We start from the raw sequence: 23,530 nt of genomic DNA on the forward strand, positions 1-23,530 counted from the left end.
GAAACGCTTATTTCTCGGGGGGAACGTAACCTTCGGCCTGGGCGTATTCTTCGCCGGACAGGAACTTGTCCATCTCGCCCTGGATGAATTTACGGTCGTCGACGTTCATCATATTCAGGCGACGTTCGTTGATCAGCAGGGTCTGGTGTTTCTGCCAGTCGCCCCAGGCTTTTTGTGAAACGTGGTTGAAGATGTCTTCGCCTTTGGCGCCTGGGTAAGGGGCGCGTTCAAGGCCTGGCAGTTCTTCTTTGTACTTGCGGCACATCACGGTGCGGGTCATGACAACTCTCCTGCGTTCAATACGTCGGCTGCGCGTTTCAACAGCTTCTTCACCGGGGCAGCAAGGCCCAGGCGCGGCGGGGTGGCGAGGTTATACCAGAGCCAGTCGGCCTCGGCCACGTGGTGGCTGGACTCTTCGACCTGGACCAGCCAGGGCTCGATGGTCAGTTGGAAGTGGCTAAAGGTGTGAATCAGGCTGGGCATTTCGTGGTGTTTGCCCAGTTCCAGCGCATGTTGATTCGCCAGATGCTCCATATCACTGAAGTGATCCAGCTCCGGCAGGCTCCACAAGCCGCCCCAGAGCCCTGTGGAGGGGCGCCGGTAAAGCAAGATGGCTCCGTCGCGGTTGGCCAGCATCGGCATCAGCGTGCGCTTCTGTGGGACGGTTTTGCGCGGCTTGGGAATCGGGTAGCGAGTTTCCAGCCCCAGCAGGTGCGCTTCACAGTTTTTTTCCAGCGGGCAGAGCAGGCAGCTCGGCTTGCTGCGGGTGCACAGGGTTGCGCCCAGGTCCATCATCGCCTGGGTGTAGTGGTTGACCCGGGTTTGTGGGGTGAAGCGCTCGGCATTGGCCCACAGCTGTTTGGCGACCTTCGGCTCGCCGGGATAGCCCTCCTGGGCGGTGAAGCGCGCCAGAACGCGTTTGACGTTGCCGTCCAGGATCGGCGCCCGCAAGCCCATGCTCAGGCTGGCGATGGCGCCGGCGGTAGAGAGGCCGATGCCAGGCAGTTCGGTGAGCTTTTCGACATCACGAGGAAACTCGCCGTGATGTTCGGCCACGACGATTTTTGCGGTCTTCTGCAGGTTGCGTGCGCGGGTGTAATAGCCCAGCCCGGTCCACAGGTGCAGCATTTCATCTTCCGGCGCCTCGGCAAGCGCCTGGACCGTCGGCAGTGCCTCCATGAACCGGTCAAAGTAATTCAGTACGGTGCTGACCTGGGTCTGTTGCAGCATGATTTCCGACACCCACACCCGGTACGGCGTGATGCCCTGTTGCCAGGGCAAGTCATGCCGACCGTGATCGTCATACCACTCCAGCACGGCCGCTGAAAATTGCTCGGGTTTCATCGTTTGAACAAACCTTTAAGGGCGTCTTTGAGCTGTGGGCTGACTTTGTCGCCAAGCTTCTCGTCGATTTTCTGCTCGATCTTATCGCCTGCCAGTTTGGTGGCGACCTGGCCCAGCCCGTCGTTGTCCACACGGCAGGCCTTGGCCCCGAGTTCCAGTGGGCCACGGCAGCGCACAGGCCATTCGATACCGGCGTAGCGCTCATTGACCTGACACGCCGGGTCGGGCATTTCGCTCTTGTCGCCTTCGATAACGATGCCGAGGCGGTAATCCATGCCGAGGACGCGCAGGTCTACGTCACCATCGCCTTTGACCGTGAGCCCCGGAATGCGCACTTTGAGGTCCGGGTTGCTGGCGACGCCGTTATGAAACACCAGGTTGCCATCGAGTTGCTGGAAGGGCGTGTCTTTGCCGCGAGGTGCGCTGCCCAGGGTTTTGCGGTTGAGTTTGGCGATGCCTTGGCACAGCTGTTGTTCCAGGTTGGCGTTGACCAGCACACCGTCGTTGAGCATGAAACTGGCGGTGCCGTTGAGCCCGTCGATCAGGTCTTTTTCGCTGTTGCCTTTACTGCTCAGGTCGCTGTGCAAGGTCAGCAGGCCTTTGACCGGTGGTGTTTGGTCCTGGCTCTGGATGAAGCGTTCAACCGGTACTTTGGCAATGCGGGTCTGCACCCTCATCAGCGGGATGTCGGGGCGGGCGTCGAGGTTGCCTTTGACTTCGAAATTGCCGGTGTAGAGGTCGCCACGCAGGCTCTCAAGGGTGATCTGCCCCGCGAGGCCCTGGGTTTTGAGCACGGCATTCTGGATCGGCAGCTTGTCGATAGTCAGCGTGCCGAAGCTGAGATCGGCCTGGACATCGAGTTTGCGCAGGCGCTCCAGCGGCAGCAGTTTGGTGTTGCTCCATGCGCCTTGCGTCGGCGCGCTAGGCAGAGGGGTCGTGCCGCCAGTCGCTGCGAAGGCTTGGGTTTCGGTGCTTTCCACTTCGGATTTACGCGCGGCGCCGGCACTTTGGGCGGCCTCGGATTTGCCTGGGCGATAGCGATCGGCGTCGAAGGTGTCGCCCTTGAGCTGTACGCGCAGCGCCTGCTTGGCGAAGTCGTCGACGGCCAGGCGCCCGGTGAAGATGCTGTCGTCGACCTTTAGGTTAAGGTCTTCGAAGGCCATGCTGGTTGGGCTGCCGGTGATGCGGCTGACCATTTCGAACTTGTTCAGGCTGCCAGCGAGCATCTCGGGTACTGGCTTACCGATGCCTTCCAGGAAGTCGTGCAGGTTGAACTGCGCGATGGACAGACCGCCACTGAGTTGCGGTGTTTTGTCCAGGTCACGAATGTGCAGTTCACCCAAGGCGCGCAGTTGGTTGGCCGAGAGCTTCATGCCGTTCCACTCTGCGACGTTGGCTGCCAGGTCCACCAGCAGTTGCCCTTGTGCTGCGAAGGTCAGGGTTTTTCCATCCAGCGGCTCGCCGGATGCTTCGCCCGACAGTCGCATGTCTTCGAACTGGTAGCGTTTGAGCGCACGATCAAAGCGCAGTTGCCCGATCAGTTCAGTCTTGGCGCGTACTGCCGGCTGATTGGTGGTGAGGAAAGCGGTGAATTTGATCGGTATGTTGCTCGCTTCATGCACCGCGCCGGCACTCAGCTGAATGCTTTCAGCGCTGAATTGCTGACCATTTTTGGCATCGTTATAGTCGATACGCGCGTTATTAATGGTCAGGCTGTCGATGTCCAGCTTGATCGGCTGCCAGGTTTTTGCAGGCGTTGCAGGTATGCTCTGGGCAGGTTGAGTGGCTGCGCTTTGGTCCACCGCAGTGGGGGTCGTGGGCGGCACGGGGCGGCCGATGTCCTCCCAGTTGCCATGACCATTTTCGTCGCGGGTCAGTGTCAGGTTGAGGCCTTCGACCCGAACATCACTCATTTGTACTTCGCGGCGCAATAAGGGCAGAACGCGAACGGAGAGCCCTAGCATCTGCAGATCGGCAAAGGGTTTGGTCGGGGCGCTCAGCGTCGCCACGCTGGCATCGTGCAACTCCAATCCAAGCCAAGGGAACAGGCTCCAGCCGATATCGCCGTTGAGGGTCAGCTCCAGATGGGCCTTGTCGCGCGCCAGTTGGCGAATCTCGTCTTTATAGTCGTTGGGATCAAACAGATGGGTCAGGGCAAAGCCTAGAGCCACGATGATCAGCAACAGCCCGAGAACAACCAGGCCCAGGATTTTGCCGAACGCTTTCATGGGCGAGTCCTTGTAATTTAATCATTCAAAATTTAGCCCGCGAGTATAGCGTCCACACACATGGACCGGGCTGCCGATGCCTTCAGGTGTGACTTACCCTTGGTTCAGGGGCTGCTGGGCGTCTAATTGCAAGCCAAGTTTAGCTGCCAGCGCCTGAGCCTCCAGGTGTCCGACCGGCGTTAGCAGCCGCAGTTCACAACCAGCTTCATGCGCCATTCTTTGCGCCTCGACCAGCAAGCGTTCGGCCACCCCGCGGCGACGGGTGAGTTTGCGCACGCACAGGTGTGACACGCGCCAGACGTTTGCCTCTCGTTGCACGTGCGCCGCCCCCAACAGTCGGTCATTGAAACGTGCAGCCAACAGAGTGCCATCGCTCAGGCCTGCCTCGATCAATGCCTGACTGTTGCCGAACGGCGCAAACAGCCACTCCGGTGCGTCGCGGTAAATTTTTTGCAGATCCTCCTGATCCTGATAAGTGGCTGAATGTATGGACTCGACAACGATGGGCATTACGTTTCCTCGATCAACAGTGCGTGGTGTAGAGCGTAGTGGCATCAGGGCCAGACAGCGCGAATAAAGATGATGGCGTATAGCTTTCAGCGGTGACTGCGATGGTAACCTCCCACTCCTCCTGCGTCCTTTTGTCACGCCTGGGGGATCTCTGCCGATAAAGTTAGCGTTGCCTGCGTGCATGGAAGGTTGTAGGCGAAACACGTAATTGCCTTGCGAGCTACATCCAACTCGGGGAAATAATAATGAACACACACGCTACGCTGAGCGGCATTGTCGCGCAGCCTGCGTTCTTGTCCAAAGAACGCATCATCGCCAAGCCCGGTTTCAACCGTTGGCTGGTACCTCCTGCGGCATTGGCCATCCATTTGTGCATTGGCATGGCGTACGGATTTTCGGTGTTTTGGTTGCCGCTGTCCAAAGCCATTGGCATGACCGCTCCGGTGGTTTGCGCACCGGGTATGAGTTTCTTTGCCCAAGTGTTTGCATCTGATTGCGACTGGCCCATCTCGATGCTGAGCTGGATCTTCACCCTGTTCTTCATCTTCCTGGGCTGTTCGGCGGCCATTTGGGGCGGCTGGCTGGAGCATTCCGGTCCGCGTAAGGCGGGCGTCGTTTCGGCGTTGTGCTGGTGCGGTGGGCTGGTGGTTTCTGCGTTGGGCATTTACACCCACCAGATTTGGCTGATGTGGCTGGGCTCCGGTGTGATCGGCGGTATCGGCCTGGGGTTGGGCTATATCTCGCCCGTCTCGACGCTGATCAAGTGGTTCCCGGACAAACGCGGCATGGCGACCGGCATGGCAATCATGGGTTTCGGTGGCGGGGCGATGGTCGGTGCACCGTTGGCAGCGGCCTTGATGGGCCATTTTGCTTCACCCGCAGGTGCTGGCGTGTGGCAGAGCTTCCTGGTGATGGCGGCGATCTATTTCGTCTTCATGATGGGTGGCGCTTTGGGCTACCGCGTGCCACCGACAGGCTGGAAGCCTGAGGGTTGGACCGCTCCGGAGAAAAAAGCCGGCAACGCGATGATTACTCACCGCCATGTGCACGTTAGCGTGGCGTGGAAAACCCCTCAGTTCGTTCTGGTGTGGCTGGTGCTGTGCCTGAACGTGTCGGCGGGCATCGGCATCCTCGGCATGGCTTCGCCCCTGCTGCAGGAAGTGTTTGCCGGTAAGTTGCTCGGCAATGGGTTGGCGTATGGCCAACTGGACGTCATTCAACTGGGTCAGATCGCCGCCATCGCTGCTGGTTTTACCGGTTTACTGAGCCTGTTCAACATCGGTGGACGCTTCTTCTGGGCGACCTTCTCCGATTACATCGGCCGTAAAGCCACGTACTTCGTGTTTTTCACGCTGGGCTTTTTGCTCTACGCGTCGGTGCCCTCGTTGAGTCACTTGGGCAGCATTGCGCTGTTTGTGGCAGCGTTCTGTGTGGTTCTGTCGATGTACGGTGGTGGTTTTGCCACTGTCCCGGCTTACCTGGCGGATCTGTTTGGTACGCAAATGGTCGGCGCAATCCATGGTCGTCTGCTGACTGCCTGGGCTGCGGCGGGCGTACTGGGGCCGGTGTTGGTCACTTACTTGCGTGAGTATCAGTTGAGCATCGGCGTTGCACGCGCTGACGCCTACGACATCACCCTGTACATCCTCGCGGGCCTGCTGGTGCTGGGCTTTATCTGCAACCTGCTGATTCGTCCGGTGGCTGACAAGTACTTCATGAGTGACAAGGAATTGGCCGTCGAGCAATCCTACGGTCACGACGCCGGCGCGGATCACACCACCGTGCTGGAATGGAAAGCTTCGCCTGCCAGCAAGCCTCTGGTCGTCGCGGCCTGGCTGGCGGTAGGCATTCCGCTGGCGTGGGGCGTGTGGATCACCCTGCAAAAAACGGCCGTGTTGTTTCATTAAAACCCGCTGTAAAAGCGTGTTCATACGGGTGAATATCCCCTGTGAATGCGCTCTGATCGGGTGCATCCGACCGGTTGCACCCGTGATATTCCTTTCCCTTCTTCTGTTTGCTTCATGCCAGCCGGTTCTGGGCCTATAATGCTCACCTTTTTCGCCCAATGATTTTGCGGAGCTGGTGATGGCCGAACGTAAGGCGTCCGTCGAGCGCGACACTCTGGAAACCCAGATCAAAGCCTCGATCAACCTGGATGGCACCGGAAAGGCCCGATTCGATATCGGTGTTCCCTTCCTTGAACACATGCTCGACCAGATTGCCCGACACGGGCTGATCGACCTGGATATCGAATGCAAAGGCGACCTCGCTATCGACGACCACCACACGGTGGAAGACGTCGGTATCACCTTGGGTCAGGCCTTTAGCAAGGCGATAGGCGACAAGAAAGGCATTCGTCGTTACGGCCACGCTTACGTGCCGCTCGATGAAGCACTGTCGCGTGTGGTCATCGACTTCTCCGGCCGCCCTGGCTTGCAGATGCATGTGCCGTATACCCGCGCCACCGTGGGCGGCTTCGATGTGGACTTGTTCCAGGAGTTCTTCCAGGGCTTCGTCAACCACGCCAACGTCACCCTGCACATCGACAATCTGCGTGGGCACAACACCCACCACCAGATCGAGACCGTGTTCAAAGCCTTCGGCCGTGCCCTGCGCATGGCGGTAGAGCTTGATGACCGTATGGCCGGGCAAATGCCTTCGACCAAGGGCGTGCTCTGATGCAGACGGTCGCGGTTATCGATTACGGCATGGGTAACCTGCACTCGGTTGCCAAGGCACTGGAGCACGTTGGCGCTGGTCGGGTGCTGATCACCAGCGATGCCACGGTGATTCGCGAAGCCGACCGGGTGGTATTCCCCGGCGTCGGCGCGATCCGCGATTGCATGGCGGAAATTCGTCGCCTGGGCTTCGATGAGCTGGTGCGCGAAGTCAGCCAGGATCGGCCATTCCTCGGTATCTGCGTCGGCATGCAAGCCTTGCTCGATCGCAGTGAAGAGAACGGCGGCGTTGATTGCATCGGTGTGTTTCCAGGCCAGGTGCGTTTCTTCGGCAAGGATCTGCATGAAGACGGCGAGCACTTGAAAGTGCCGCACATGGGCTGGAATGAAGTGGCTCAGTCGGTCGATCATCCGCTGTGGCACAACATCCCGGACCTGGCGCGTTTCTATTTTGTGCACAGCTACTACATCGATGCCGCCAACCAGCGGCAAGTCGTGGGGCGTGGGCACTACGGCGTCGATTTCGCAGCAGCGCTGGCCGACGGTTCGCGATTTGCCGTGCAGTTCCACCCGGAGAAGAGCCATACCCATGGCCTGCAACTGTTGCAGAACTTCGCCGCCTGGGATGGTCGCTGGTAATGAGCAAGAAGACCAAACCGCCGATCTTGACCCTCACGCCTGAACAGGAACGTGAGGCGAATCACAAGATCAAGCGCTTCATGGAGGAGCGCTTCGAGCTGGATCTTGGTTCGTTCGAGGCGGGTGAAATCCTCGAACTGTTTACCCGCGAAATTGCTCCGCATTATTACAACAGGGCGATTTTCGACGTGCAGACGCACCTCAAAGAGAGGTTCGAGAGCATCGAAAGCGACGTGTGGGCGCTCGAGAAAAACTGATTTCCGAGCAATGCTGAACTACTGAATTTGAAGGTTTGCCAGATGCTGATTATCCCCGCTATCGATCTTAAAGACGGTGCCTGTGTGCGTCTGCGCCAAGGCCGCATGGAAGATTCCACCGTGTTCTCCGATGACCCGGTGAGCATGGCTGCCAAATGGGTGGAGGGCGGTTGCCGTCGTCTGCACCTGGTCGATCTGAATGGTGCGTTCGAAGGTCAGCCAGTCAACGGCGAGGTCGTGACGGCAATTGCCAAGCGCTATCCGCAGTTGCCCATCCAGATTGGTGGCGGTATTCGCTCGCTGGAAACCATCGAGCATTACATCAAGGCCGGCGTCAGCTACGTGATCATCGGCACCAAGGCGGTCAAAGAGCCTGAGTTCGTTGCTGAGGCCTGCCGCGCGTTCCCCGGTAAAGTCATCGTCGGTCTGGATGCCAAAGACGGCTTCGTGGCCACCGACGGCTGGGCTGAAATCAGCACCGTTCAGGTGATTGATCTGGCCAAGCGCTTTGAAGCGGACGGCGTGGCGGCCATCGTTTATACCGACATCGCCAAAGACGGCATGATGCAGGGCTGCAACGTCGTCTTCACGGCAGCGTTGGCTGCGGCGACGCGGATTCCGGTGATCGCTTCGGGCGGCATCCATAATCTGGGCGATATCAAGGCGCTGCTCAATGCCAGAGCGCCCGGCATCATCGGTGCAATCACCGGGCGGGCGATCTACGAAGGCACACTCGATGTAGCAGAGGCGCAAGCCTTCTGCGACAGCTACCAAGGTTAAGGAGCGACTCATGGCGCTGGCGAAACGCATCATCCCTTGCCTCGACGTCGACAACGGTCGAGTGGTCAAAGGCGTCAAATTCGAAAACATCCGCGATGCCGGTGACCCGGTGGAAATTGCCCGTCTTTATGATGAGCAGGGCGCGGACGAAATCACCTTTCTCGATATCACCGCCAGCGTCGATGGCCGTGATACCACGTTGCACACCGTTGAGCGCATGGCCAGTCAGGTGTTTATTCCGCTGACCGTTGGCGGTGGCGTGCGTACCGTGCAGGACATCCGCAACCTGCTCAATGCCGGTGCAGATAAGGTCTCGATCAACACCGCTGCGGTGTTCAACCCGGATTTCGTCGGCGAAGCGGCTGCGCACTTCGGTTCTCAATGCATCGTGGTCGCCATCGACGCGAAAAAAGTCTCCCTGCCCGGTGAGACGCCGCGCTGGGAAATCTTCACCCACGGCGGGCGCAAGCCAACGGGTCTGGATGCCGTGCTGTGGGCGAAAAAGATGGAAGACCTCGGTGCTGGCGAGATCCTGCTGACCAGCATGGATCAGGACGGCATGAAAAACGGCTTCGACCTGGGTGTGACGCGGGCGATCAGCGATGCGCTGGGCATTCCAGTGATTGCGTCTGGCGGTGTCGGCAATCTGGAGCATCTGGCCGCTGGCGTATTGGAAGGGCACGCCAGTGCGGTGTTGGCGGCGAGTATCTTTCACTTCGGTGAATACACTATTCCAGAAGCCAAAGCCTATATGGCCAAACGCGGCATCGTGGTTCGCTAAGTCAGTCGGCTGATGTCCACTGGACATCGGCTTCCACCCCCTGCACTCTGGGCACTGCCATGGACTGGAGGGTGACCGCACATGTTCAAACGTCTTCTTGTTGTGCTCGTAAGCGCTGGTGTCCTGCTGGCGGGTGTCGCCCACGGTGAGGGCGCGGCGGGTGGCGATCCTGCGGCCTATTCAGTGGTATTGCTGACGGAAAACTTTCCGCCCTACAACATGGCGGTCGACGGCAAGAACTTCGCTCCAGAAGACAAGATCAATGGGATCGCCGTAGAGATTCTGCGCGAGACCTTCAAGCGTGCGGGGGTCGGCTACAGCATGACCCTGCGCTTCCCGTGGGACCGCATCTACAAGCTTGCGATGGCAACGCCCGGTTACGGTGTGTTTGCTACCGCGCGGCTGCCTGAGCGTGAAAAGCTCTTCAAGTGGGTCGGCCCCATTGGCGCGGATGACTGGATCATGCTTGCCCGCGCTGATAGCCCGATCAAGCTGACGACGTTGCAGCAGGCAAAGAAGTATCGGATCGGCGCCTACAAGGGCGACGCGATTGCCCAGCAGCTAATCACTGATGGCATGACCCCGATAGTGGTGTTGCGTGATCAGGACAACGCAAGGAAGCTGGTCAACGGGCAGATCGACCTTTGGGCCACTGGCGATCCTGCGGGTCGTTATCTGGCCCGGCAGGAAGGCGTTACCGGTTTCAAAACCGTACTGCGCTTCAACAGTGCCGAGTTGTTCCTGGCGCTGAACAAAGACGTCCCCGATGAAATCGTCGCCAAGTTGCAGAAGGCCCTGGATCAGATGCGCGCCGAAGGGGTGATTGACGAGATTCTCGGGCGTTATTTGTAACAGCCAATATCGCTTTCGCGAATAAATTCGCACAATGGGTCGGTGTCTGGATCAACTTTGTGGGAGCGAATTCATTCGCGAAGGTATTGGCGCGGTATTAGCGATAAACCCCATTCTTGCCATGCGCGGCCGTTGCCTGATTACCGCGCACGCTGATCATCCTCCGTAGGTCGATCCATTGGATGCCTTGCGCCTTCAAGCGTGGCAGTTCGCGTTCCAGGACGTCGAGGGTCACGGGGTAGGGATGGCCGATCATCACCACTGAACCCTGTTTGTGCGCCAGTTTGATCGCCGCCTCGAACTGAGCCGTAATGGCCTCGGTTGTGCGGTCATCATCGAGAAAAATATCCCGCGAGAGACTGGCCAGGCCGATGCGTTGCGCTTCGGCGGCGGCCACGGTTCTGGCGCTGGTGCGGCTGTCGAGTAAAAACAGATGGCGGCGTTGCAATTCAGCCACCAGCCAGGTCATGGCCTGCGGTTCGGCGGTCATGCGGCTGCCCATATGGTTGTTGATACCCACGGCGTAAGGCACGGCAAGCAGCGCAGCGTTCAGGCGCTTTGCTAGTTCGTCGAGAGGGAGTTCGGGATGCCAGGCGAATGGCCCCGTCGCCGGGTCCATGGGCATGTGCAAAATGACGGTCTTGCCGGCGCGATGCGCCTCGCGGGCAAATTCGGTCGCGTGGGGCGTGTCTGGCATGATGGCCAGCGTGACCGGCCCGGGAAGTGCCAAGGCACGACTGTCGCCAGTCGGGCTCTGCCCAAGGTCATCGATGACCAGGCTGAGATAGACAGCGCCAGGGGCGCTGTCTATCTTGGCGGGCTCTACCGGCGCTGCGTGAGCAACGCCGGTCAGGCTGCATGAAAGCGTCAGTAGCAGCTGCAGTAGCCGGAAGCGCATGACACTAGTTGCCGCGGGTGACACTCAAGCCCTTAAGCAGGCTCAAGGCTTGGCTCAGCTGGAAGTCACTGTCCTGTAGACGAGCTTTTTGCCCGGCCGGTGCCTTGGTGGTTGGTTTATCCGCGCCGCCATTGCCGTTACCCAGGTGACCCGACAAATCGGCTTCCTTGTAGTTCTCGGCATCCACTTCGCTGGTCACTTTGCCACGACGCACTTCAATGTCCGGCGCGATGCCCTGAGCCTGAATCGAACGGCCGTTAGGCGTGTAGTACAGGGCCGTGGTGATTTTAATCGCGCGGTCATTGGCCAGCGGCAATACGGTTTGCACCGAGCCTTTGCCGAAGCTTTCGGTACCCATCAGCACGGCGCGTTTCTGATCCTGCAAAGCGCCGGCAACAATTTCAGCGGCTGAAGCACTGCCACCGTTGATCAATACCACCAGCGGTACACCTTCACTGGCATCGGCCCCGTCGGCGTAGAAGCGCATTTCGGAGTTGGCGATACGGCCTTTGGTGTAAACGATCAGGCCCTTGGTCAGGAAGTGGTCTGCCGTTTCCACGGCCGCTTGCAGCACGCCGCCGGGGTTGTTACGCAAGTCGAGGACAAGCCCGTTCATCTTCTTGCCGTTGTCTTTGCGCAGCTTGGCCAATGCCTTGCCGACTTCTTCGCCGGTCTTGACCTGGAACTGAGTGATGCGGAGATAGCCATAGCCATTTTCCAGCATCTGCGACTTGACGCTCTTGACCTGGATGGTTGCCCGCGCCAGTGTCACGTCGAACGGTGCGCCGCCGTCGCGCACCAGGGTCAGCGTGATTTTCTCGCCAATTTTGCCGCGCATTTTGTCGACTGCTTCCTGCATGCTCTGACCATGGGTTGGCGCGCCGTTGATCTTGACGATCAGGTCGCCAGCCTCGACACCGGCTTTGGAGGCGGGTGTGTCGTCGATGGGCGAGACTACCTTGATGAAGCCGTCGTCGATGCCGACTTCGATACCCAGACCGCCGAACTCACCGCTGGTGCTTTCCTGCAGCTCCTGGAAGTCTTCCGGGCCAAGGTAAGCAGAGTGCGGGTCGAGGTTGCTGAGCATGCCTTTAATGGCGTTCTCCAGCAGGGTCTTATCGTCTACAGGTTCGACATAGGCGGCTTTGATCCGATCCATGACCTCAGCGAAGGTGCGCAGCTCTTCAAGCGGCAACGGTGCTTTGGCGTTGGTCGACGCGGCTGCGGCAGTTGCGGCTGCTGCGGGCACGGCAGGCTTGACGGTTTCGGCGGCTTGCGCCAGAGGAGCACCGATAACAATGGCAATAGCCAAGGCCAGCGAGGTGAGGCGGGACAAATGCAGCATGTCTAACGAACTCCTAAACCTAAAGTAGTGCTTACCCTTGAGCATGGCACCATTGCGCTGGATCACTTGGGCGACCCTGCTGACGAATAGCGAAATACAACGCCGGTGTTTCCTGACCACCACTGTTGCCTACAGTGGAAATCGCTTCGCCGGCTTTAACAATATCGCCAGCGTCTTTGAGCAGACTCTGGTTGTGGCCATACAAACTCAAAAAGCCGTTGCCATGGTCGAGAATGACCAGAAGCCCGGCGCCGCGCAACCAGTCTGCGAACACCACGCGGCCGCCATGCACAGCATGCACCTGGCTGCCCGCAGGGGCGCTGATCATCACGCCATCCCACTTGGTGCGAGCGTCATCGCCGCGGGTTTCACCGAAGCGCGCTAACAATCGACCATCGACAGGCCATGGAAGTTTGCCGCGTGCTTCAGCAAAAGCTCCACCATAGGATACGCCGGCACTGGAAACCAGCACGCCAAGCGCTTTGACCGGGCGTTTTGGCGGGGCTTCGTCATCGTCATAGGTGCTTCTTTTGTGGCTGCTGTTTTTCGCCAGGGCGCGGGCCTGCTCTTCACGCTGGTGCTGTTTTTCCGCTTCCTGCTGGGCGATCAAGGCTTTTTGCCGGGCTTCTTCAGCCTCGCGCGCCTGTCGGGCCAGGGTTTCTTCGATCGTTTTCAGTACGTTGGTTAGATCGGCCTGTTCCTGCTGGCGTGTCTGCAGCTTGTCATCGCGGGCTTTCACGTCCAGGTTGAGCTTGGCCAGCGCCTCTTGGCGCTCCTGGCGAACCTTGTCCAGCGCGTCACGTTGACTGTCGAGTATGCTTTTTTGCACCAACAACTGTGCCTGTTGCAGATCGATGTCTTTTTCGACGTTGGCCAGTTGGCGCAGGGTTTCATTGAAGCCGTGCAGTTGGGCCAGGCGAGCCTGGCTCAGGTAATCGTAATACGTCAGGGTGCGAGCGAATTTTTCCGGGTTCTGCTGATTGAGCAGCAGCTTGAGGTATTCCTCGCGGCCACCTTGATAAGCGGCTCGGGCCTGGATCGCGATCAATTCTTGTTGTTCAACGCGTGCGCTTTGGAGTTTTTTTTTCTCTTGGTCGAGCCTTTGCAGCTCGCTTTCAGTCTTTTTTTGTTCTTTTTGCAGGGCCTCCACCTGCTTCTCCAGCGTGCCCATTTCGGTTTCTGTGCCGCGCAGGTCTTTCTGCACGCCGGTTTTTTCCTGCTGCAATTCACCGAGGCGTTTTTTCAGCTCGGTAATGTCCTTACGCGCAGCATCCAACTGTTGTTGGGTTTGTGCGTGCTCATCGGCAAACGCCGGATTGAGCAAGCAAGTCAAAGCAAGGGCGATCAGGGCGCGGAGCATGGGGCGGGCGACACCAAGGAAAGAGAATGAGCAGCGACTAGTATGCCCGCCGCGAGCTGCAAAAAAAACGCCCCAAGGCGACTGCTTTGGGGCGAATCGGATAATTAACCGGCACTGTCGTTTTTGAACGTGCCGGTTTAGAGCCTTTAATGCGGTTTATTTAGCCACGAGGATCGAATGACCGGTCATCTCTTCCGGTTTTTTCAGGCCCATCAACTTCAACATGGTCGGGGCAACATCGGCCAAAACCCCGCCTTCACGGACTTTAAGATCACGTTTGCCCACATAAATGAACGGCACGGGTTCGGTGGTGTGGGCGGTGTGCGCCTGGCCTGTGGACGCGTCCGACATTTGTTCGACGTTACCGTGGTCTGCAGTAATCAGCGCTTCACCACCGACTTTCTCCAGCGCCGTCACAATCCGGCCAACGCACACGTCCAGGCATTCCACCGCCTTGATGGCCGCGGCCATGATCCCGCTGTGGCCCACCATGTCGCCGTTGGCGTAGTTGACTACGATGACGTCGAAGCGCTGGTTTTCAATGGCGTCGACAATCCTGTCGGTGACTTCCGGCGCACTCATTTCAGGCTGCAAGTCATACGTGGCAACGTGTGGCGATGGGATCAGGATGCGTTCTTCGCCCGGGAACGGTTCTTCACGACCGCCAGAGAAGAAGAACGTGACGTGGGCGTACTTCTCGGTTTCGGCAATCCGTAACTGGGTTTTGCCATTGTTTGCCAGGTACTCACCCAGCACGTTTTTCAGGCTGCCGGCGGCAAAGGCCGACGGCGCCGGGATGCTTGCAGCGTATTGGGTCAGCATGACGAAGCCAGCCAGTTTCGGTTGGCGGGCGCGCTCGAAGTCCTTGAAGTCATCTTCGACGAAGACGCGGGTCAGCTCGCGGGCACGGTCGGCGCGGAAGTTCATGAAGATCACCGCGTCGCCATCTTCGACCTTGACCTGTTCGCCGATACGGGTGGCTTTGACGAATTCATCGTTCTCGCCCCGCTCGTAAGCGGCTTCAAGCCCGGCCTGGCTGCTGGCGGCCTGGAATTCGGATTGGCCGTCGACGATCAGGTTGTAGGCGCAGGCTACGCGGTCCCAGCGATTGTCGCGGTCCATGGCGAAGTAGCGGCCAATGATCGTCGCGATGCGACCTTTTCCGAGGCGGGCGAACGTCGAGTCCAGCAGCTCCAGTGATGACTTGGCGCTGCGCGGCGGTGTATCGCGGCCGTCGAGAAAGGCGTGCAGGTAGATTTTTTCTGCGCCACGCTGGGCGGCTAGTTCGGCCATGGCGACCAGGTGGTCCTGATGGCTGTGTACACCACCGTCGGACAACAGCCCCAGGATATGCACGGCTTTGCCCGCGCTGACGGCTTTGTCCACGGCGCCGCAGAGGGTTGGGTTCTCAAAGAACTCACCGTCGCGGATCGATTTGGTCACGCGGGTGAAGTCCTGATACACCACGCGGCCGGCGCCGAGGTTCATGTGACCGACCTCGGAGTTACCCATCTGGCCGTCTGGCAGGCCGACATCCATCCCAGAGCCCGAAATCAGGCCGTGGGGCTGGGTTGCGTACAAGTGGTCCAGAACCGGCATCTTCGCCGCATAGATGGCGTTGCCCTCGTGGCTCTCGCTATGGCCGAAGCCGTCCAGGATGATCAGGACCAGCGGTTTAGGTGTGGCGGTCATAGATCCCTCGCGTGCAGGCTGCATGGCTAATTGAAGTAAGTTGAAAAAAGATCGGCATTTTAAGGACAAGTTCAAACGGTGTCACTGCCGTACGGGCTTTGGCCGATCTTGGGGGCTGTGTATACTGGCCGACATTTTAACGCCCTGGAACCTACTGATGGTTGCTCACCTGATTGAATTTGCCACTAACCACTATTTGCTCGCTGGCGCTTTCGTCGTTCTGTTGGCTCTGTTGATTGCATACGAGCTGAGTAAAGGCGGCCGCAGCCTCAGTACCCGTGAGCTGACGTCGCTGGTCAACAGTGATCAGGGCGTGGTAGTCGATGTGCGTCCAGCCAAGGATTTCTCGGCAGGTCATATCGTTGGCGCACTGAGCTTTCCGCAAGACAAAGTGATCGCGCGTATCGCCGAGCTGAACAAGCACAAGGCCAAGACCCTGATCATCGTCGATGCCATGGGTCAGCACGCTGGCACCATTGCTCGTGAACTGCTCAAGTCAGGTTTCACCGCAGCCAAGCTGTCGGGCGGCATTTCCTCCTGGCGCGCCGATAATCTCCCTTTGGTGAAATAAAATGGCTGACGTCGTCGTCTATTCAAGCGACTGGTGCCCTTACTGCATGCGCGCCAAGCAGTTGCTACAGAGCAAAGGCGTTGCCTTCGAAGAGATCAGAGTCGATGGCCAGCCACACGTTCGTGCCGAAATGACCAAAAAAGCCGGGCGTACGTCAGTCCCGCAAATCTGGATTGGCGCCGCTCATGTCGGCGGTTGCGATGACCTGTTTGCCCTGGAGCGCGCCGGTAAGCTGGATGCGCTGCTTCAGGCTTGAATCCGAAACCCTACAAGACCTTAAAAGTAAGAAGGATCTACGATGACTGACCAACCGACCAACGGCGGTGTTGCAAACGAAGACGCTGAAGCCCCGCAGTTTTCCCTGCAGCGCATCTACGTTCGTGACTTATCGTTCGAAGCCCCGAAAAGCCCGGCGATCTTTCGCCAGGAATGGACTCCAAGCGTCAGCCTGGATCTGAACACCCGTCAAAAATCTCTGGAAGGCGACTTCCATGAAGTAGTCCTGACGCTGTCGGTCACGGTCACTAACGGCGACGAAGTCGCTTTCATCGTTGAAGTGCAACAGGCCGGTATCTTCCTGATCAAGGGTCTGGACGCTGCGGCCATGAGCCACACGCTCGGCGCGTTCTGCCCGAACATTCTGTTCCCGTACGCTCGCGAAACGATCGACAGCCTTGTCGTGCGTGGTTCGTTCCCTGCGCTGATGCTGGCGCCGGTCAACTTCGACGCGTTGTACGCGCAAGAGCTGGCCCGTATCCAAGAGCCTGCTGTAAGCCAGACTGTGCAGTAAGCGAACGCGCTGGAATTAAAAAAGCGCCTTTCGGGGCGCTTTTTTATGGACCGTATTCAGGCGAAATCCAGTTGCCGCCAGGCTTCATACACAGCAATGGCCACGGTGTTGGACAGGTTCAGGCTGCGGCAGCCTTCACGCATCGGCAGGCGCAGACGTTGATCGCTTTGTAGGGCGTCAAGTATGTCCGCTGGCAGGCCACGGCTTTCCGGGCCGAAAAGAAAGGCATCGCCTTTTTCGAAGGCGGCTTCGTGGAAAGGGCGTGAGCCTTTTGTGGTAAAAGCGAACAGCCGCGGCTGGCCGAGGCTTTCCAGGCAGCTGGGCAGGTCGGCATGGCGATGCAGGGTGGCGTACTCGTGATAATCGAGCCCGGCCCGACGCAGGCGCTTGTCGTCGAGTTCGAAGCCCAACGGCTCGATCAAATGCAGGGTGCAGCCGCTATTGGCGCACAGCCTGATGATATTGCCGGTATTCGGCGGAATTTCTGGTTGAAAAAGGATGACGTGAAACATGCACGGCTCCGAACTGAAAGACGGGCTGCATTCTACCCCTGAAGAGGACCCGCGACCGAAGCCCTGGCTGCGAGTTCTTGGCTCTATGGCAATTGTCGGGCTAATGGTGGGCCTGATGATCGGCCGCTTGACCGCTCCTGACCCCCTGGTGCTGCAACATATAGAGCCACTGCCCAATGGCTTGGCGCTATGGTTCAACGACGAACCGCAAGTGCATGGCGAAGAGGTCGAGGGGACTGTGGCATTGCTGTTCAACGTGCAGGGCATGCCGCAGCGAGGTGAGTTCAAGCTTGACGGGAAGGATGTTCGCTGGAGGGTGCAGCGCAGTGACAAGGGTTTGTTGCTGAACCTGCTGGCGGCCCGTCCATTGCACGGCGACTGGCGCGGTGCAAAGGTGGACGGGCGCTGGAGACTGGAGATCAGTCTTCGGTTGGAATAAAAGAGGGGAATCCCCGGCCTGCCTGTACCAAGGTCCCCAAAACTGGTGTTACTAAAGCTATTGCAGGGCGCGTGCCAGTTTTTCTGAAAAGGCTTATTTTCATTGTGCCGGCCTTTAGAAACGGGGTTTTTCGCGGTGTTCGAATTATTTCGAACGTGGGTGCGAAACGTTTCGGTCGGTTTCTTTATCAGTATTCCTGCACGTAATTTGAGCATCCAGACAGCGCAAGTTCCCAAAGTGATGCATTTTCTCCGTCTTTAGGGCTGTCAGTGGACCTGACCGTGCCAAGGCACCCACCTGCGTTGCAGGGCGCGCAGGCCCATTTCCATGGCGAACGCGATCAGCGCGATCACCAGAATGCCCAGGACCACCACGTCAGTGACCAAAAACTGCGCCGCCGACTGGACCATAAAGCCAAGACCACTGGTGGCCGCGATCAGTTCCGCAGCAACCAGCGTCGACCAACCGACCCCTAGACCAATGCGTACACCGGTCAGGATGTCAGGCAAGGCGCTGGGCAGAATTACATGGCGAATCAGTTGCCAGCGCGTAGCACCCAGAGATTGCGCGGCGCGGATTTTCGCCGGGTCCACGGTGCGCACGCCGGTAGCGGTGGAAATCGCAATCGGTGCAAAGATCGCCAGATAGATCAACAACACCTTGGACAGCTCGCCAATGCCGCACCAAATTACGATCAATGGCAGATAAGCCAGTGGCGGAATAGGGCGATAGAGCTCGATAAGCGGATCGAAGATCCCTCTGGCCATCCGGTTATGACCTATCGCGATACCGATGGGAATGGCCGTCAGCACCGCGAAACCCAATCCCAAACCGATACGTTGCAGGCTGGCGCCCAGGTGCTGCCATAGTGTGGAATCCATGTAGCCCTTGGTCGCCAGCAGCCAGCCTTTTTCCAGCACCGCCGACGGTGGCGGCAGGAACAGGGGTTCAATCCATTCGGCTGCCGTGACAGCCCACCAGATTGCCAGCAAGGTCACCAGGGTCAGAACGCTGATCCACCGCGTACTCAGGCTGCGGCGCAGTGGCACGCGGTTGGGCGAACGATGGCTTGCCTGCGCGATGGCCGGTAATTCGTAGCTGCTCATGCGCGCTGCTCCCACGTCGAGGCACTGCGTTGAGAAAAGACCTTGGACAGGACGTGCTCGCGGGTCTCGATAAACCGTGGATCGGATTTGATTGCCCGCGCCGATTCGCCCGCAGCGTAGCGCTGACCGAAGTCCAGATGGAGGCGCTCGACGATTTGCCCCGGATTGGGTGCCAACAGGATCAAGTCAGTGGCGAGAAATACCGCTTCTTCAATGTCATGAGTAATCAGGAATACGGGCTTGGCGGTACGCCCCCAAACTTGCAGCAGCAGTTCTTGCATCTGCTCGCGGGTAAATGCATCAAGGGCGCCGAAGGGCTCGTCCATCAGTAACACCCGAGGGTCGGCGGCCAAGGCCCGGGCCAGACCGACGCGTTGCTTTTGACCACCGGACAGTTGCCAGATACGTCGCTGGTCGAAACCGGCGAGGTCCACCAGCGCGAGCATTTCCCGCGCCCTTGTTTCACGTTGCGTGCGCGGTACGCCCGCCAGTTGCAGGCCGAAGGCAACGTTGGTCAAGACATCCTGCCAGGGCAGCAGTACATCGTCTTGAAACACCACGCCGCGCTCGGCGCTCGGGCCTTTGACGGCAACGCCATCCAGGGTGATGCGCCCGGCGCTGGGCTCGACGAAACCGGCAATTAAATTCAACAGCGAAGTCTTGCCACTGCCAGACGGACCGAGTGCGACCAGCAACTGCTGCGGGCCGAGACTCAGGGAAATATCCGCCAGTACCGGCTCGGGCGCGCCGGGGTACTGTGCACTGATGCGCTCCAGCTGTAATAAGGCCATGACAAGAATCCTTGACAGTTTATTGAGTGATGAACTTGGCGCTTACGTACGGGGAATAGTCGGCCAGTACTGCATCGACCTTGCCTTGCTCCTTGAGGAACGCAGCGGTTTTGGTCACTGCGTCGATGGTCGGTGCGCCCAGCGCGACAACCTGATCAGCCGCCAGTGGGTACACGTTGCCTTGCAACAGCACCGGAATATCGGCCGGTTTTGCACCCGACAGTTTCACCAACTTGTCGACATTGCCGGTGTTGGCGAGCCATGCGGCCGGGTCTTTGCGGTAGTTGGCGTAGGCGTCGAGGGTGACCTTGGCAAAGGCGCTAACGATTTCCGGGTGCTTGGCGGCGAAGTCTTTGCGCACGATCCACGCATCGAAGGTCGGGGCGCCAAGCTTGGCCAGGTCGCCGGAAGTGATCAGCACCTTGCCAGTCTCTTTGGCAACACCCAGTGCTGGGTCCCAAACGTAGGTGGCGTCGATGTCACCGCGCTTCCAGGCTGCAGCAATCGCGGGGGGAGCGAGGTTAAGAATCTGAACCTTGGACGGGTCGATGTTCCAGTGTTTCAACGCGGCCAGCAGGCTGTAGTGGCCGGTGGAAACGAACGGTACGGCGATTTTTTTGCCGATCAGGTCCTGGGGCGAATTGATGCCCGAACCGTTGCGTACGACGAGGGCTTCGGCGGCGCCAATCTGGGTGGCGATCAAAAAGGTTTCAACCGGCAATTTGCGCGTCGCGGCAGCGGTCAGTGGGCTTGAACCGAGGTAGCCGATCTGAACGTCGCCCGAGGCGATGGCGGTGATGACGTCGGCACCGCTGTCGAATTTGCGCCAGTCGATCTTGGCGTGGGTGGCCTTTTCATAAGCACCATCGGCCTGCGCGACCTTGGCCGGGTCAACCGTGGTTTGGTACGCGACGGTAAAATCTGCTGCATGAGCAAGAAACGTTGCGGTGGCCAGGGATAAGGCCGCCAACAAGCGCAAAGGGGTGTGTAGTTTCATTTGAAAAGCTCCAGATCAGGCGGCCGAGGTCCGGCTGAAATGAAGATTAAATGATCTAAAAAACTTTAAATAAATAACTTTTTAGCATTAGCTTATGAAATGAATTGTCTCCAAATGGGGGGCAAAGTGGCGAGTTGTCATCAATCAGTCACAAAAGTATGACTTTATGTGTGGCCGATTCAGGCATCGGCGCGAGAAGCTAAAACTTCTTATCCTTTAGTCTTATCAGGGGATTGCGTGACTGATCGGTCTGAATGATGGCCATCGGATGGCGAAAATCCGATGGCTGCTGACAAAAAGCACAAAAAAATTTTTGGGAATTACGTTATGAGGCCGATACACTCCGTGCCGGCGAACTGAAACAGTTCGTCACTTATAGCTCGATGATCTAAAAAAATACGCAGATATCCCTTTTAGATTGATGAATTTTTGATTACCTTGCAGCCAGCCGCACAAGCGGTCTAATCAATTAGTCTCGATGCGACCAGAAACCATTGACTCAATAGGTCGGGTCTGGCGCTAATCGCGCATCTTCGGGCTTGAGCCGTCCGTCTCAGGACCCGTAGAACTACAAAAATTAGATTCACGAGGAGCGAAACAATGAATAAGTCCACATTGGCTTTGGCCATCGCAGTAGGGGTTTTGGCCCAACAAGCCGGTGCTGCTGGCTTCCTGGAAGACAGCAAACTTAACCTGAGTTCCCGCACGTTTTTCTTCGACAATGACAGCCATATCGCTAAGGGTGTTGATCAGCGCGAAACTGCAGAAGTTCTGAAACTCGATTACATCTCCGGCTTCACGCAGGGCATCATTGGCGTCGGTGTTGACGCACAGATGATCTACGGGCTGCACCTTGATGGCGGCGCTGGCAATCACCCAGATACCAACAAACCAGGCAACACCTTCTGGCCAAGCGCCCACGACGGTTCTGCTGAACGCGATCTGGCCCGTGGCGATGCGAACGTCAAGTTCCGTTACTCCAAAACCGAATTGCACATCGGTGGCGCCTTGGCTCCACAAGTGCCGGTTCTGACGGCTAACGACAGCCGTGCAATGCCTGCAAACTATGACGGCGGCATCATCACCTCCAAAGACCTCAACAACTTTACATTTGTTGCGGGTCAACTGGAGCACTCCACTGGGCGTGCAACGACCAACAGCACTGGCCTGTCGGTTAACGGCGCCACAAGGGACAGCAACCAGTTCCGTTTCGCCGGTACTGACTGGAAGGTCACTAAAGACCTGACGTTGCAGTACTACTACGCGAACCTGGAAGACTTCTACAAACAGAACTTCCTTGGTTTGGTACACGTTCTGCCAATCGGCGACGATCAGTCGTTCAAGACTGACCTGCGCTATTTCAACAGCAGTTCCGATGGCAAGAGCAGCGCCGGTGATGCTGGCTACGCGTTCAACAACAACGGTGGTTTCGCCAGCAAACCAGGTCAAGTCGACAACACCACCTGGAGTGCGATGTTCACCTACCAGCTGGGCGGCAACTCGTTCTTGCTGGGTCACCAGCGTGTTAGCGACAGCGGCGGTTTTGTCTACCTGAACCAGGGTAATGTCACGACAAATGGTAAGGCATCAGGTGTAAACGAAGGCAACGGCGGCCCAAGTTTCTACCTGTTCACCGACTCCATGATCAATGGTTTCGTTCGTGCCGGTGAGAACACTACGTTCGGTAAGTACACCTATGACTTCGCAGGGCTTGGCGTCCCAGGCCTGAAAGCCTCGATGGCTTACCTGCGTGGTGATGACATCAAGGATGCGAAACTCCGCGGTGTAGATCACTCCGAGTGGGAACGTGACGTGCGTCTGGATTACGTGGTCCAGACCGGTTACCTCAAAGGCTTCGGCACCACGCTCAGCAACGGTTCTTACCGTGGTGACGGCACCGCTATTGCTTCCCAAGACCAGACTCGTCTGATCTTCAACTACACCTACAGCTTCCTGTAAGTGTATTGAGTACAAGAAGCCCCGCTTGCGGGGCTTTTTGTTGCCTGCGTTTTCAGGGTCCGGACGGTGCAATGCCAGTTGTCAGCTGAATTCAATTGGCCAGGACTTTGGGCCAGTCGTTCGCGTTGATAAAACCGAGCACATGGGGTTGCTGGTGATCATCCACCGAGATGAACAGCGACGATCCGTAGTCGGGCGTCGATGAGTCACGAAGCTTCATGGTTTTTTCCAATGCGCTCATGCATTCGCTGTGGGTAACCAGAATAAGGTTGCGGTTTTTCACTTTGTGTTGAAGCGAGTCGCTGAGCATATTTTGCCGACAATTGGACAACCACTCTTGACCCGCGCCCGTGTAGTTGAACATGAAGGTCGCGGTTTGTGCCGCTCGGGTCATCGGGCTGCTATAGATGTCGGCCTTTCCCAGTCCGAGCGTTTGAAAATGTTGCCCCACGGCTTCGGCGACACTTTTGCCTGGTAGCGTGATGCCATCTGCGGGGCCCAGGCAAGGGGCTGAGGAGTGATCGCAACGCTCGGCGTGGCGCACCAGCACGATTACGTCACCTTGAGCCCAGCGCGATTTGAAGTCGGTGATCGTGACGTTGCTGCCTTTTGAAAGGTCAGGCGTCGCAGCGGGTCTCAACAGCAAAAATGCCACGCCCGCCAACGCGACGGCGCAGGCTAACGCGGCCAGTTTTGTTTTGTTTTTTGCGAAAATACTTGGATGGAACAAGCGTCGGGTTCCGCTCAGCAAAGTCTGTGCTCCATGTCGTTTAAACCGCTCCCACGGCAATTCAGCGTTGTAGCGCGCGTTCAAGTGGACAAAATAAAAAAACGTTTCAGCGGGTGAGGGTTCATGGCCCCGACACCCAATAGCACCAGTAGAAGGTCAGTGTGCAGGTCCATAAGTCAATGAACGGTGAAATAGGCGTGAAAATTTAACTGTTCCGGGCGTCCAGGGTGAGAGCCTTGCTGAATTGAGGGCCCGCAGAGGAGGGCTGGAA

25 protein-coding genes are annotated in these 23,530 nt (G+C 58.0%); 12 read left to right on the forward strand and 13 right to left on the reverse strand.

Translation table 11 applies throughout. The annotated features are described in order from the left end of the window. Nucleotides 1–7 precede the first annotated feature (7 nt). From AC1ME2_RS15330 to AC1ME2_RS15345, 4 genes are all read right to left on the reverse strand, one after another. Nucleotides 8–280 (reverse strand): oxidative damage protection protein, encoded by a 273-nt coding sequence (locus AC1ME2_RS15330; protein ID WP_480434966.1) that lies wholly within the window; start codon nucleotides 278–280, stop codon nucleotides 8–10. Next, on the reverse strand, nucleotides 277–1,344 hold the full coding sequence (gene mutY, locus AC1ME2_RS15335; protein ID WP_480434967.1) for an A/G-specific adenine glycosylase: 1,068 nt from the start codon (nucleotides 1,342–1,344) through the stop codon (nucleotides 277–279). The genes AC1ME2_RS15330 and mutY overlap by 4 nt, the downstream gene beginning before the upstream one ends. After that, nucleotides 1,341–3,572, reverse strand: coding sequence for an AsmA family protein (locus tag AC1ME2_RS15340; protein WP_480434968.1), 2,232 nt, complete (start codon nucleotides 3,570–3,572; stop codon nucleotides 1,341–1,343). The genes mutY and AC1ME2_RS15340 overlap by 4 nt, the downstream gene beginning before the upstream one ends. Nucleotides 3,573–3,665: 93 nt before the next feature. Next, the gene (locus AC1ME2_RS15345) at nucleotides 3,666–4,082 is read right to left on the reverse strand and encodes an acetyl-CoA sensor PanZ family protein (RefSeq protein WP_480434970.1); all 417 of its coding nucleotides are present in this window, start codon (nucleotides 4,080–4,082) and stop codon (nucleotides 3,666–3,668) included. 245 nt (nucleotides 4,083–4,327) lie between these two features. Between AC1ME2_RS15345 and AC1ME2_RS15350 the strand changes: the two genes are divergently transcribed. From AC1ME2_RS15350 to AC1ME2_RS15380, 7 genes are all read left to right on the forward strand, one after another. Beyond that, nucleotides 4,328–5,989: an OFA family MFS transporter gene (locus tag AC1ME2_RS15350; protein WP_480434971.1), complete on the forward strand. Its 1,662-nt coding sequence runs from the start codon at nucleotides 4,328–4,330 to the stop codon at nucleotides 5,987–5,989. Nucleotides 5,990–6,167: 178 nt separating this feature from the next. Continuing rightward, the gene (gene hisB, locus AC1ME2_RS15355; RefSeq protein ID WP_480434973.1) at nucleotides 6,168–6,761 is read left to right on the forward strand and encodes an imidazoleglycerol-phosphate dehydratase HisB; all 594 of its coding nucleotides are present in this window, start codon (nucleotides 6,168–6,170) and stop codon (nucleotides 6,759–6,761) included. Next, nucleotides 6,761–7,399, forward strand: a complete 639-nt coding sequence (gene hisH, locus AC1ME2_RS15360) for an imidazole glycerol phosphate synthase subunit HisH (protein WP_480434974.1) — start codon at nucleotides 6,761–6,763, stop codon at nucleotides 7,397–7,399. Before hisB ends, hisH begins: the two co-directional genes overlap by 1 nt. Further along, entirely contained in the window at nucleotides 7,399–7,656 is a 258-nt protein-coding gene (locus AC1ME2_RS15365; RefSeq protein WP_219063667.1) for a DUF2164 domain-containing protein, read from the forward strand. Before hisH ends, AC1ME2_RS15365 begins: the two co-directional genes overlap by 1 nt. A 42-nt stretch (nucleotides 7,657–7,698) precedes the next feature. After that, complete coding sequence (hisA, locus tag AC1ME2_RS15370) at nucleotides 7,699–8,436, forward strand: 1-(5-phosphoribosyl)-5-[(5-phosphoribosylamino)methylideneamino]imidazole-4-carboxamide isomerase (protein ID WP_480434976.1); 738 nt, start codon at nucleotides 7,699–7,701, stop codon at nucleotides 8,434–8,436. A gap of 10 nt (nucleotides 8,437–8,446) precedes the next feature. Beyond that, nucleotides 8,447–9,217, forward strand: a complete 771-nt coding sequence (gene hisF / locus AC1ME2_RS15375) for an imidazole glycerol phosphate synthase subunit HisF (protein WP_219063665.1) — start codon at nucleotides 8,447–8,449, stop codon at nucleotides 9,215–9,217. A gap of 81 nt (nucleotides 9,218–9,298) precedes the next feature. Then, the gene (locus AC1ME2_RS15380; RefSeq protein ID WP_480434978.1) at nucleotides 9,299–10,069 is read left to right on the forward strand and encodes a substrate-binding periplasmic protein; all 771 of its coding nucleotides are present in this window, start codon (nucleotides 9,299–9,301) and stop codon (nucleotides 10,067–10,069) included. A 97-nt stretch (nucleotides 10,070–10,166) separates the two neighbouring features. On the opposite strand, the gene AC1ME2_RS15385 is transcribed toward AC1ME2_RS15380, so the two are convergent. The 4 genes from AC1ME2_RS15385 to gpmI form a co-directional block, all read right to left on the reverse strand. Next, complete coding sequence (locus AC1ME2_RS15385) at nucleotides 10,167–10,967, reverse strand: divergent polysaccharide deacetylase family protein (RefSeq protein WP_480434980.1); 801 nt, start codon at nucleotides 10,965–10,967, stop codon at nucleotides 10,167–10,169. Between the two features lie 4 nt (nucleotides 10,968–10,971). Next, a complete protein-coding gene (locus AC1ME2_RS15390; protein WP_480434982.1) occupies nucleotides 10,972–12,312 on the reverse strand; it encodes a S41 family peptidase in 1,341 nt (446 codons plus the stop codon). A 31-nt stretch (nucleotides 12,313–12,343) separates the two neighbouring features. Further along, nucleotides 12,344–13,672, reverse strand: a complete 1,329-nt coding sequence (locus tag AC1ME2_RS15395) for a murein hydrolase activator EnvC family protein (RefSeq protein ID WP_480434984.1) — start codon at nucleotides 13,670–13,672, stop codon at nucleotides 12,344–12,346. A gap of 156 nt (nucleotides 13,673–13,828) precedes the next feature. After that, nucleotides 13,829–15,364, reverse strand: coding sequence for a 2,3-bisphosphoglycerate-independent phosphoglycerate mutase (gene gpmI, locus AC1ME2_RS15400; RefSeq protein WP_480434986.1), 1,536 nt, complete (start codon nucleotides 15,362–15,364; stop codon nucleotides 13,829–13,831). A gap of 157 nt (nucleotides 15,365–15,521) precedes the next feature. Between gpmI and AC1ME2_RS15405 the strand changes: the two genes are divergently transcribed. From AC1ME2_RS15405 to secB, 3 genes are read left to right on the forward strand one after another with little or no spacing between them, the layout of a single operon-like run. Next, nucleotides 15,522–15,935, forward strand: coding sequence for a rhodanese-like domain-containing protein (locus AC1ME2_RS15405; RefSeq protein WP_480434988.1), 414 nt, complete (start codon nucleotides 15,522–15,524; stop codon nucleotides 15,933–15,935). A 1-nt stretch (nucleotide 15,936) separates the two neighbouring features. Next, nucleotides 15,937–16,191 (forward strand): glutaredoxin 3, encoded by a 255-nt coding sequence (gene grxC, locus AC1ME2_RS15410; protein WP_480434990.1) that lies wholly within the window; start codon nucleotides 15,937–15,939, stop codon nucleotides 16,189–16,191. 42 nt (nucleotides 16,192–16,233) lie between these two features. Continuing rightward, nucleotides 16,234–16,725: a protein-export chaperone SecB gene (gene secB / locus AC1ME2_RS15415; protein WP_480434992.1), complete on the forward strand. Its 492-nt coding sequence runs from the start codon at nucleotides 16,234–16,236 to the stop codon at nucleotides 16,723–16,725. 56 nt (nucleotides 16,726–16,781) lie between these two features. Here secB and trmL read toward each other — a convergent pair whose 3' ends face one another. Continuing rightward, a complete protein-coding gene (gene trmL, locus AC1ME2_RS15420) occupies nucleotides 16,782–17,237 on the reverse strand; it encodes a tRNA (uridine(34)/cytosine(34)/5-carboxymethylaminomethyluridine(34)-2'-O)-methyltransferase TrmL (protein ID WP_480434993.1) in 456 nt (151 codons plus the stop codon). Between trmL and AC1ME2_RS15425 the strand changes: the two genes are divergently transcribed. Further along, the gene (locus AC1ME2_RS15425; RefSeq protein ID WP_480434995.1) at nucleotides 17,236–17,676 is read left to right on the forward strand and encodes a hypothetical protein; all 441 of its coding nucleotides are present in this window, start codon (nucleotides 17,236–17,238) and stop codon (nucleotides 17,674–17,676) included. The two genes, trmL and AC1ME2_RS15425, sit on opposite strands and share 2 nt — an antisense overlap. Before the next feature lie 266 nt (nucleotides 17,677–17,942). Here AC1ME2_RS15425 and tauC read toward each other — a convergent pair whose 3' ends face one another. From tauC to tauA, 3 genes are read right to left on the reverse strand one after another with little or no spacing between them, the layout of a single operon-like run. Continuing rightward, complete coding sequence (gene tauC / locus AC1ME2_RS15430; protein WP_480434997.1) at nucleotides 17,943–18,782, reverse strand: taurine ABC transporter permease TauC; 840 nt, start codon at nucleotides 18,780–18,782, stop codon at nucleotides 17,943–17,945. Further along, the gene (gene tauB, locus AC1ME2_RS15435; protein ID WP_480434998.1) at nucleotides 18,779–19,573 is read right to left on the reverse strand and encodes a taurine ABC transporter ATP-binding subunit; all 795 of its coding nucleotides are present in this window, start codon (nucleotides 19,571–19,573) and stop codon (nucleotides 18,779–18,781) included. Before tauB ends, tauC begins: the two co-directional genes overlap by 4 nt. A gap of 19 nt (nucleotides 19,574–19,592) precedes the next feature. Further along, entirely contained in the window at nucleotides 19,593–20,570 is a 978-nt protein-coding gene (gene tauA / locus AC1ME2_RS15440) for a taurine ABC transporter substrate-binding protein (protein ID WP_480435000.1), read from the reverse strand. A 600-nt stretch (nucleotides 20,571–21,170) separates the two neighbouring features. Between tauA and AC1ME2_RS15445 the strand changes: the two genes are divergently transcribed. Beyond that, nucleotides 21,171–22,529 carry an OprD family outer membrane porin gene (locus AC1ME2_RS15445; protein WP_480435001.1) on the forward strand — a complete coding sequence of 453 codons (1,359 nt, stop codon included), beginning with the start codon at nucleotides 21,171–21,173 and terminating at the stop codon, nucleotides 22,527–22,529. A gap of 91 nt (nucleotides 22,530–22,620) precedes the next feature. On the opposite strand, the gene pmrG is transcribed toward AC1ME2_RS15445, so the two are convergent. Beyond that, nucleotides 22,621–23,280, reverse strand: a complete 660-nt coding sequence (gene pmrG / locus AC1ME2_RS15450; RefSeq protein ID WP_480435003.1) for a lipopolysaccharide core heptose(II)-phosphate phosphatase PmrG — start codon at nucleotides 23,278–23,280, stop codon at nucleotides 22,621–22,623. Nucleotides 23,281–23,530: the final 250 nt, after the last annotated feature.

It is taken from the genome of Pseudomonas sp. ASL9, from assembly GCF_056680335.1.

Coding starts and splice junctions, on each gene's coding strand:
- AC1ME2_RS15330 (WP_480434966.1), bottom strand. CDS start 280: ATGACCCGCACCGTGATGTGCCGCAAGTACAAAGAAGAACTGCCAGGC.
- mutY (WP_480434967.1), bottom strand. CDS start 1,344: ATGAAACCCGAGCAATTTTCAGCGGCCGTGCTGGAGTGGTATGACGAT.
- AC1ME2_RS15340 (WP_480434968.1), bottom strand. CDS start 3,572: ATGAAAGCGTTCGGCAAAATCCTGGGCCTGGTTGTTCTCGGGCTGTTG.
- AC1ME2_RS15345 (WP_480434970.1), bottom strand. CDS start 4,082: ATGCCCATCGTTGTCGAGTCCATACATTCAGCCACTTATCAGGATCAG.
- AC1ME2_RS15350 (WP_480434971.1), top strand. CDS start 4,328: ATGAACACACACGCTACGCTGAGCGGCATTGTCGCGCAGCCTGCGTTC.
- hisB (WP_480434973.1), top strand. CDS start 6,168: ATGGCCGAACGTAAGGCGTCCGTCGAGCGCGACACTCTGGAAACCCAG.
- hisH (WP_480434974.1), top strand. CDS start 6,761: ATGCAGACGGTCGCGGTTATCGATTACGGCATGGGTAACCTGCACTCG.
- AC1ME2_RS15365 (WP_219063667.1), top strand. CDS start 7,399: ATGAGCAAGAAGACCAAACCGCCGATCTTGACCCTCACGCCTGAACAG.
- hisA (WP_480434976.1), top strand. CDS start 7,699: ATGCTGATTATCCCCGCTATCGATCTTAAAGACGGTGCCTGTGTGCGT.
- hisF (WP_219063665.1), top strand. CDS start 8,447: ATGGCGCTGGCGAAACGCATCATCCCTTGCCTCGACGTCGACAACGGT.
- AC1ME2_RS15380 (WP_480434978.1), top strand. CDS start 9,299: ATGTTCAAACGTCTTCTTGTTGTGCTCGTAAGCGCTGGTGTCCTGCTG.
- AC1ME2_RS15385 (WP_480434980.1), bottom strand. CDS start 10,967: ATGCGCTTCCGGCTACTGCAGCTGCTACTGACGCTTTCATGCAGCCTG.
- AC1ME2_RS15390 (WP_480434982.1), bottom strand. CDS start 12,312: ATGCTGCATTTGTCCCGCCTCACCTCGCTGGCCTTGGCTATTGCCATT.
- AC1ME2_RS15395 (WP_480434984.1), bottom strand. CDS start 13,672: ATGCTCCGCGCCCTGATCGCCCTTGCTTTGACTTGCTTGCTCAATCCG.
- gpmI (WP_480434986.1), bottom strand. CDS start 15,364: ATGACCGCCACACCTAAACCGCTGGTCCTGATCATCCTGGACGGCTTC.
- AC1ME2_RS15405 (WP_480434988.1), top strand. CDS start 15,522: ATGGTTGCTCACCTGATTGAATTTGCCACTAACCACTATTTGCTCGCT.
- grxC (WP_480434990.1), top strand. CDS start 15,937: ATGGCTGACGTCGTCGTCTATTCAAGCGACTGGTGCCCTTACTGCATG.
- secB (WP_480434992.1), top strand. CDS start 16,234: ATGACTGACCAACCGACCAACGGCGGTGTTGCAAACGAAGACGCTGAA.
- AC1ME2_RS15425 (WP_480434995.1), top strand. CDS start 17,236: ATGCACGGCTCCGAACTGAAAGACGGGCTGCATTCTACCCCTGAAGAG.
- trmL (WP_480434993.1), bottom strand. CDS start 17,237: ATGTTTCACGTCATCCTTTTTCAACCAGAAATTCCGCCGAATACCGGC.
- tauC (WP_480434997.1), bottom strand. CDS start 18,782: ATGAGCAGCTACGAATTACCGGCCATCGCGCAGGCAAGCCATCGTTCG.
- tauB (WP_480434998.1), bottom strand. CDS start 19,573: ATGGCCTTATTACAGCTGGAGCGCATCAGTGCACAGTACCCCGGCGCG.
- tauA (WP_480435000.1), bottom strand. CDS start 20,570: ATGAAACTACACACCCCTTTGCGCTTGTTGGCGGCCTTATCCCTGGCC.
- AC1ME2_RS15445 (WP_480435001.1), top strand. CDS start 21,171: ATGAATAAGTCCACATTGGCTTTGGCCATCGCAGTAGGGGTTTTGGCC.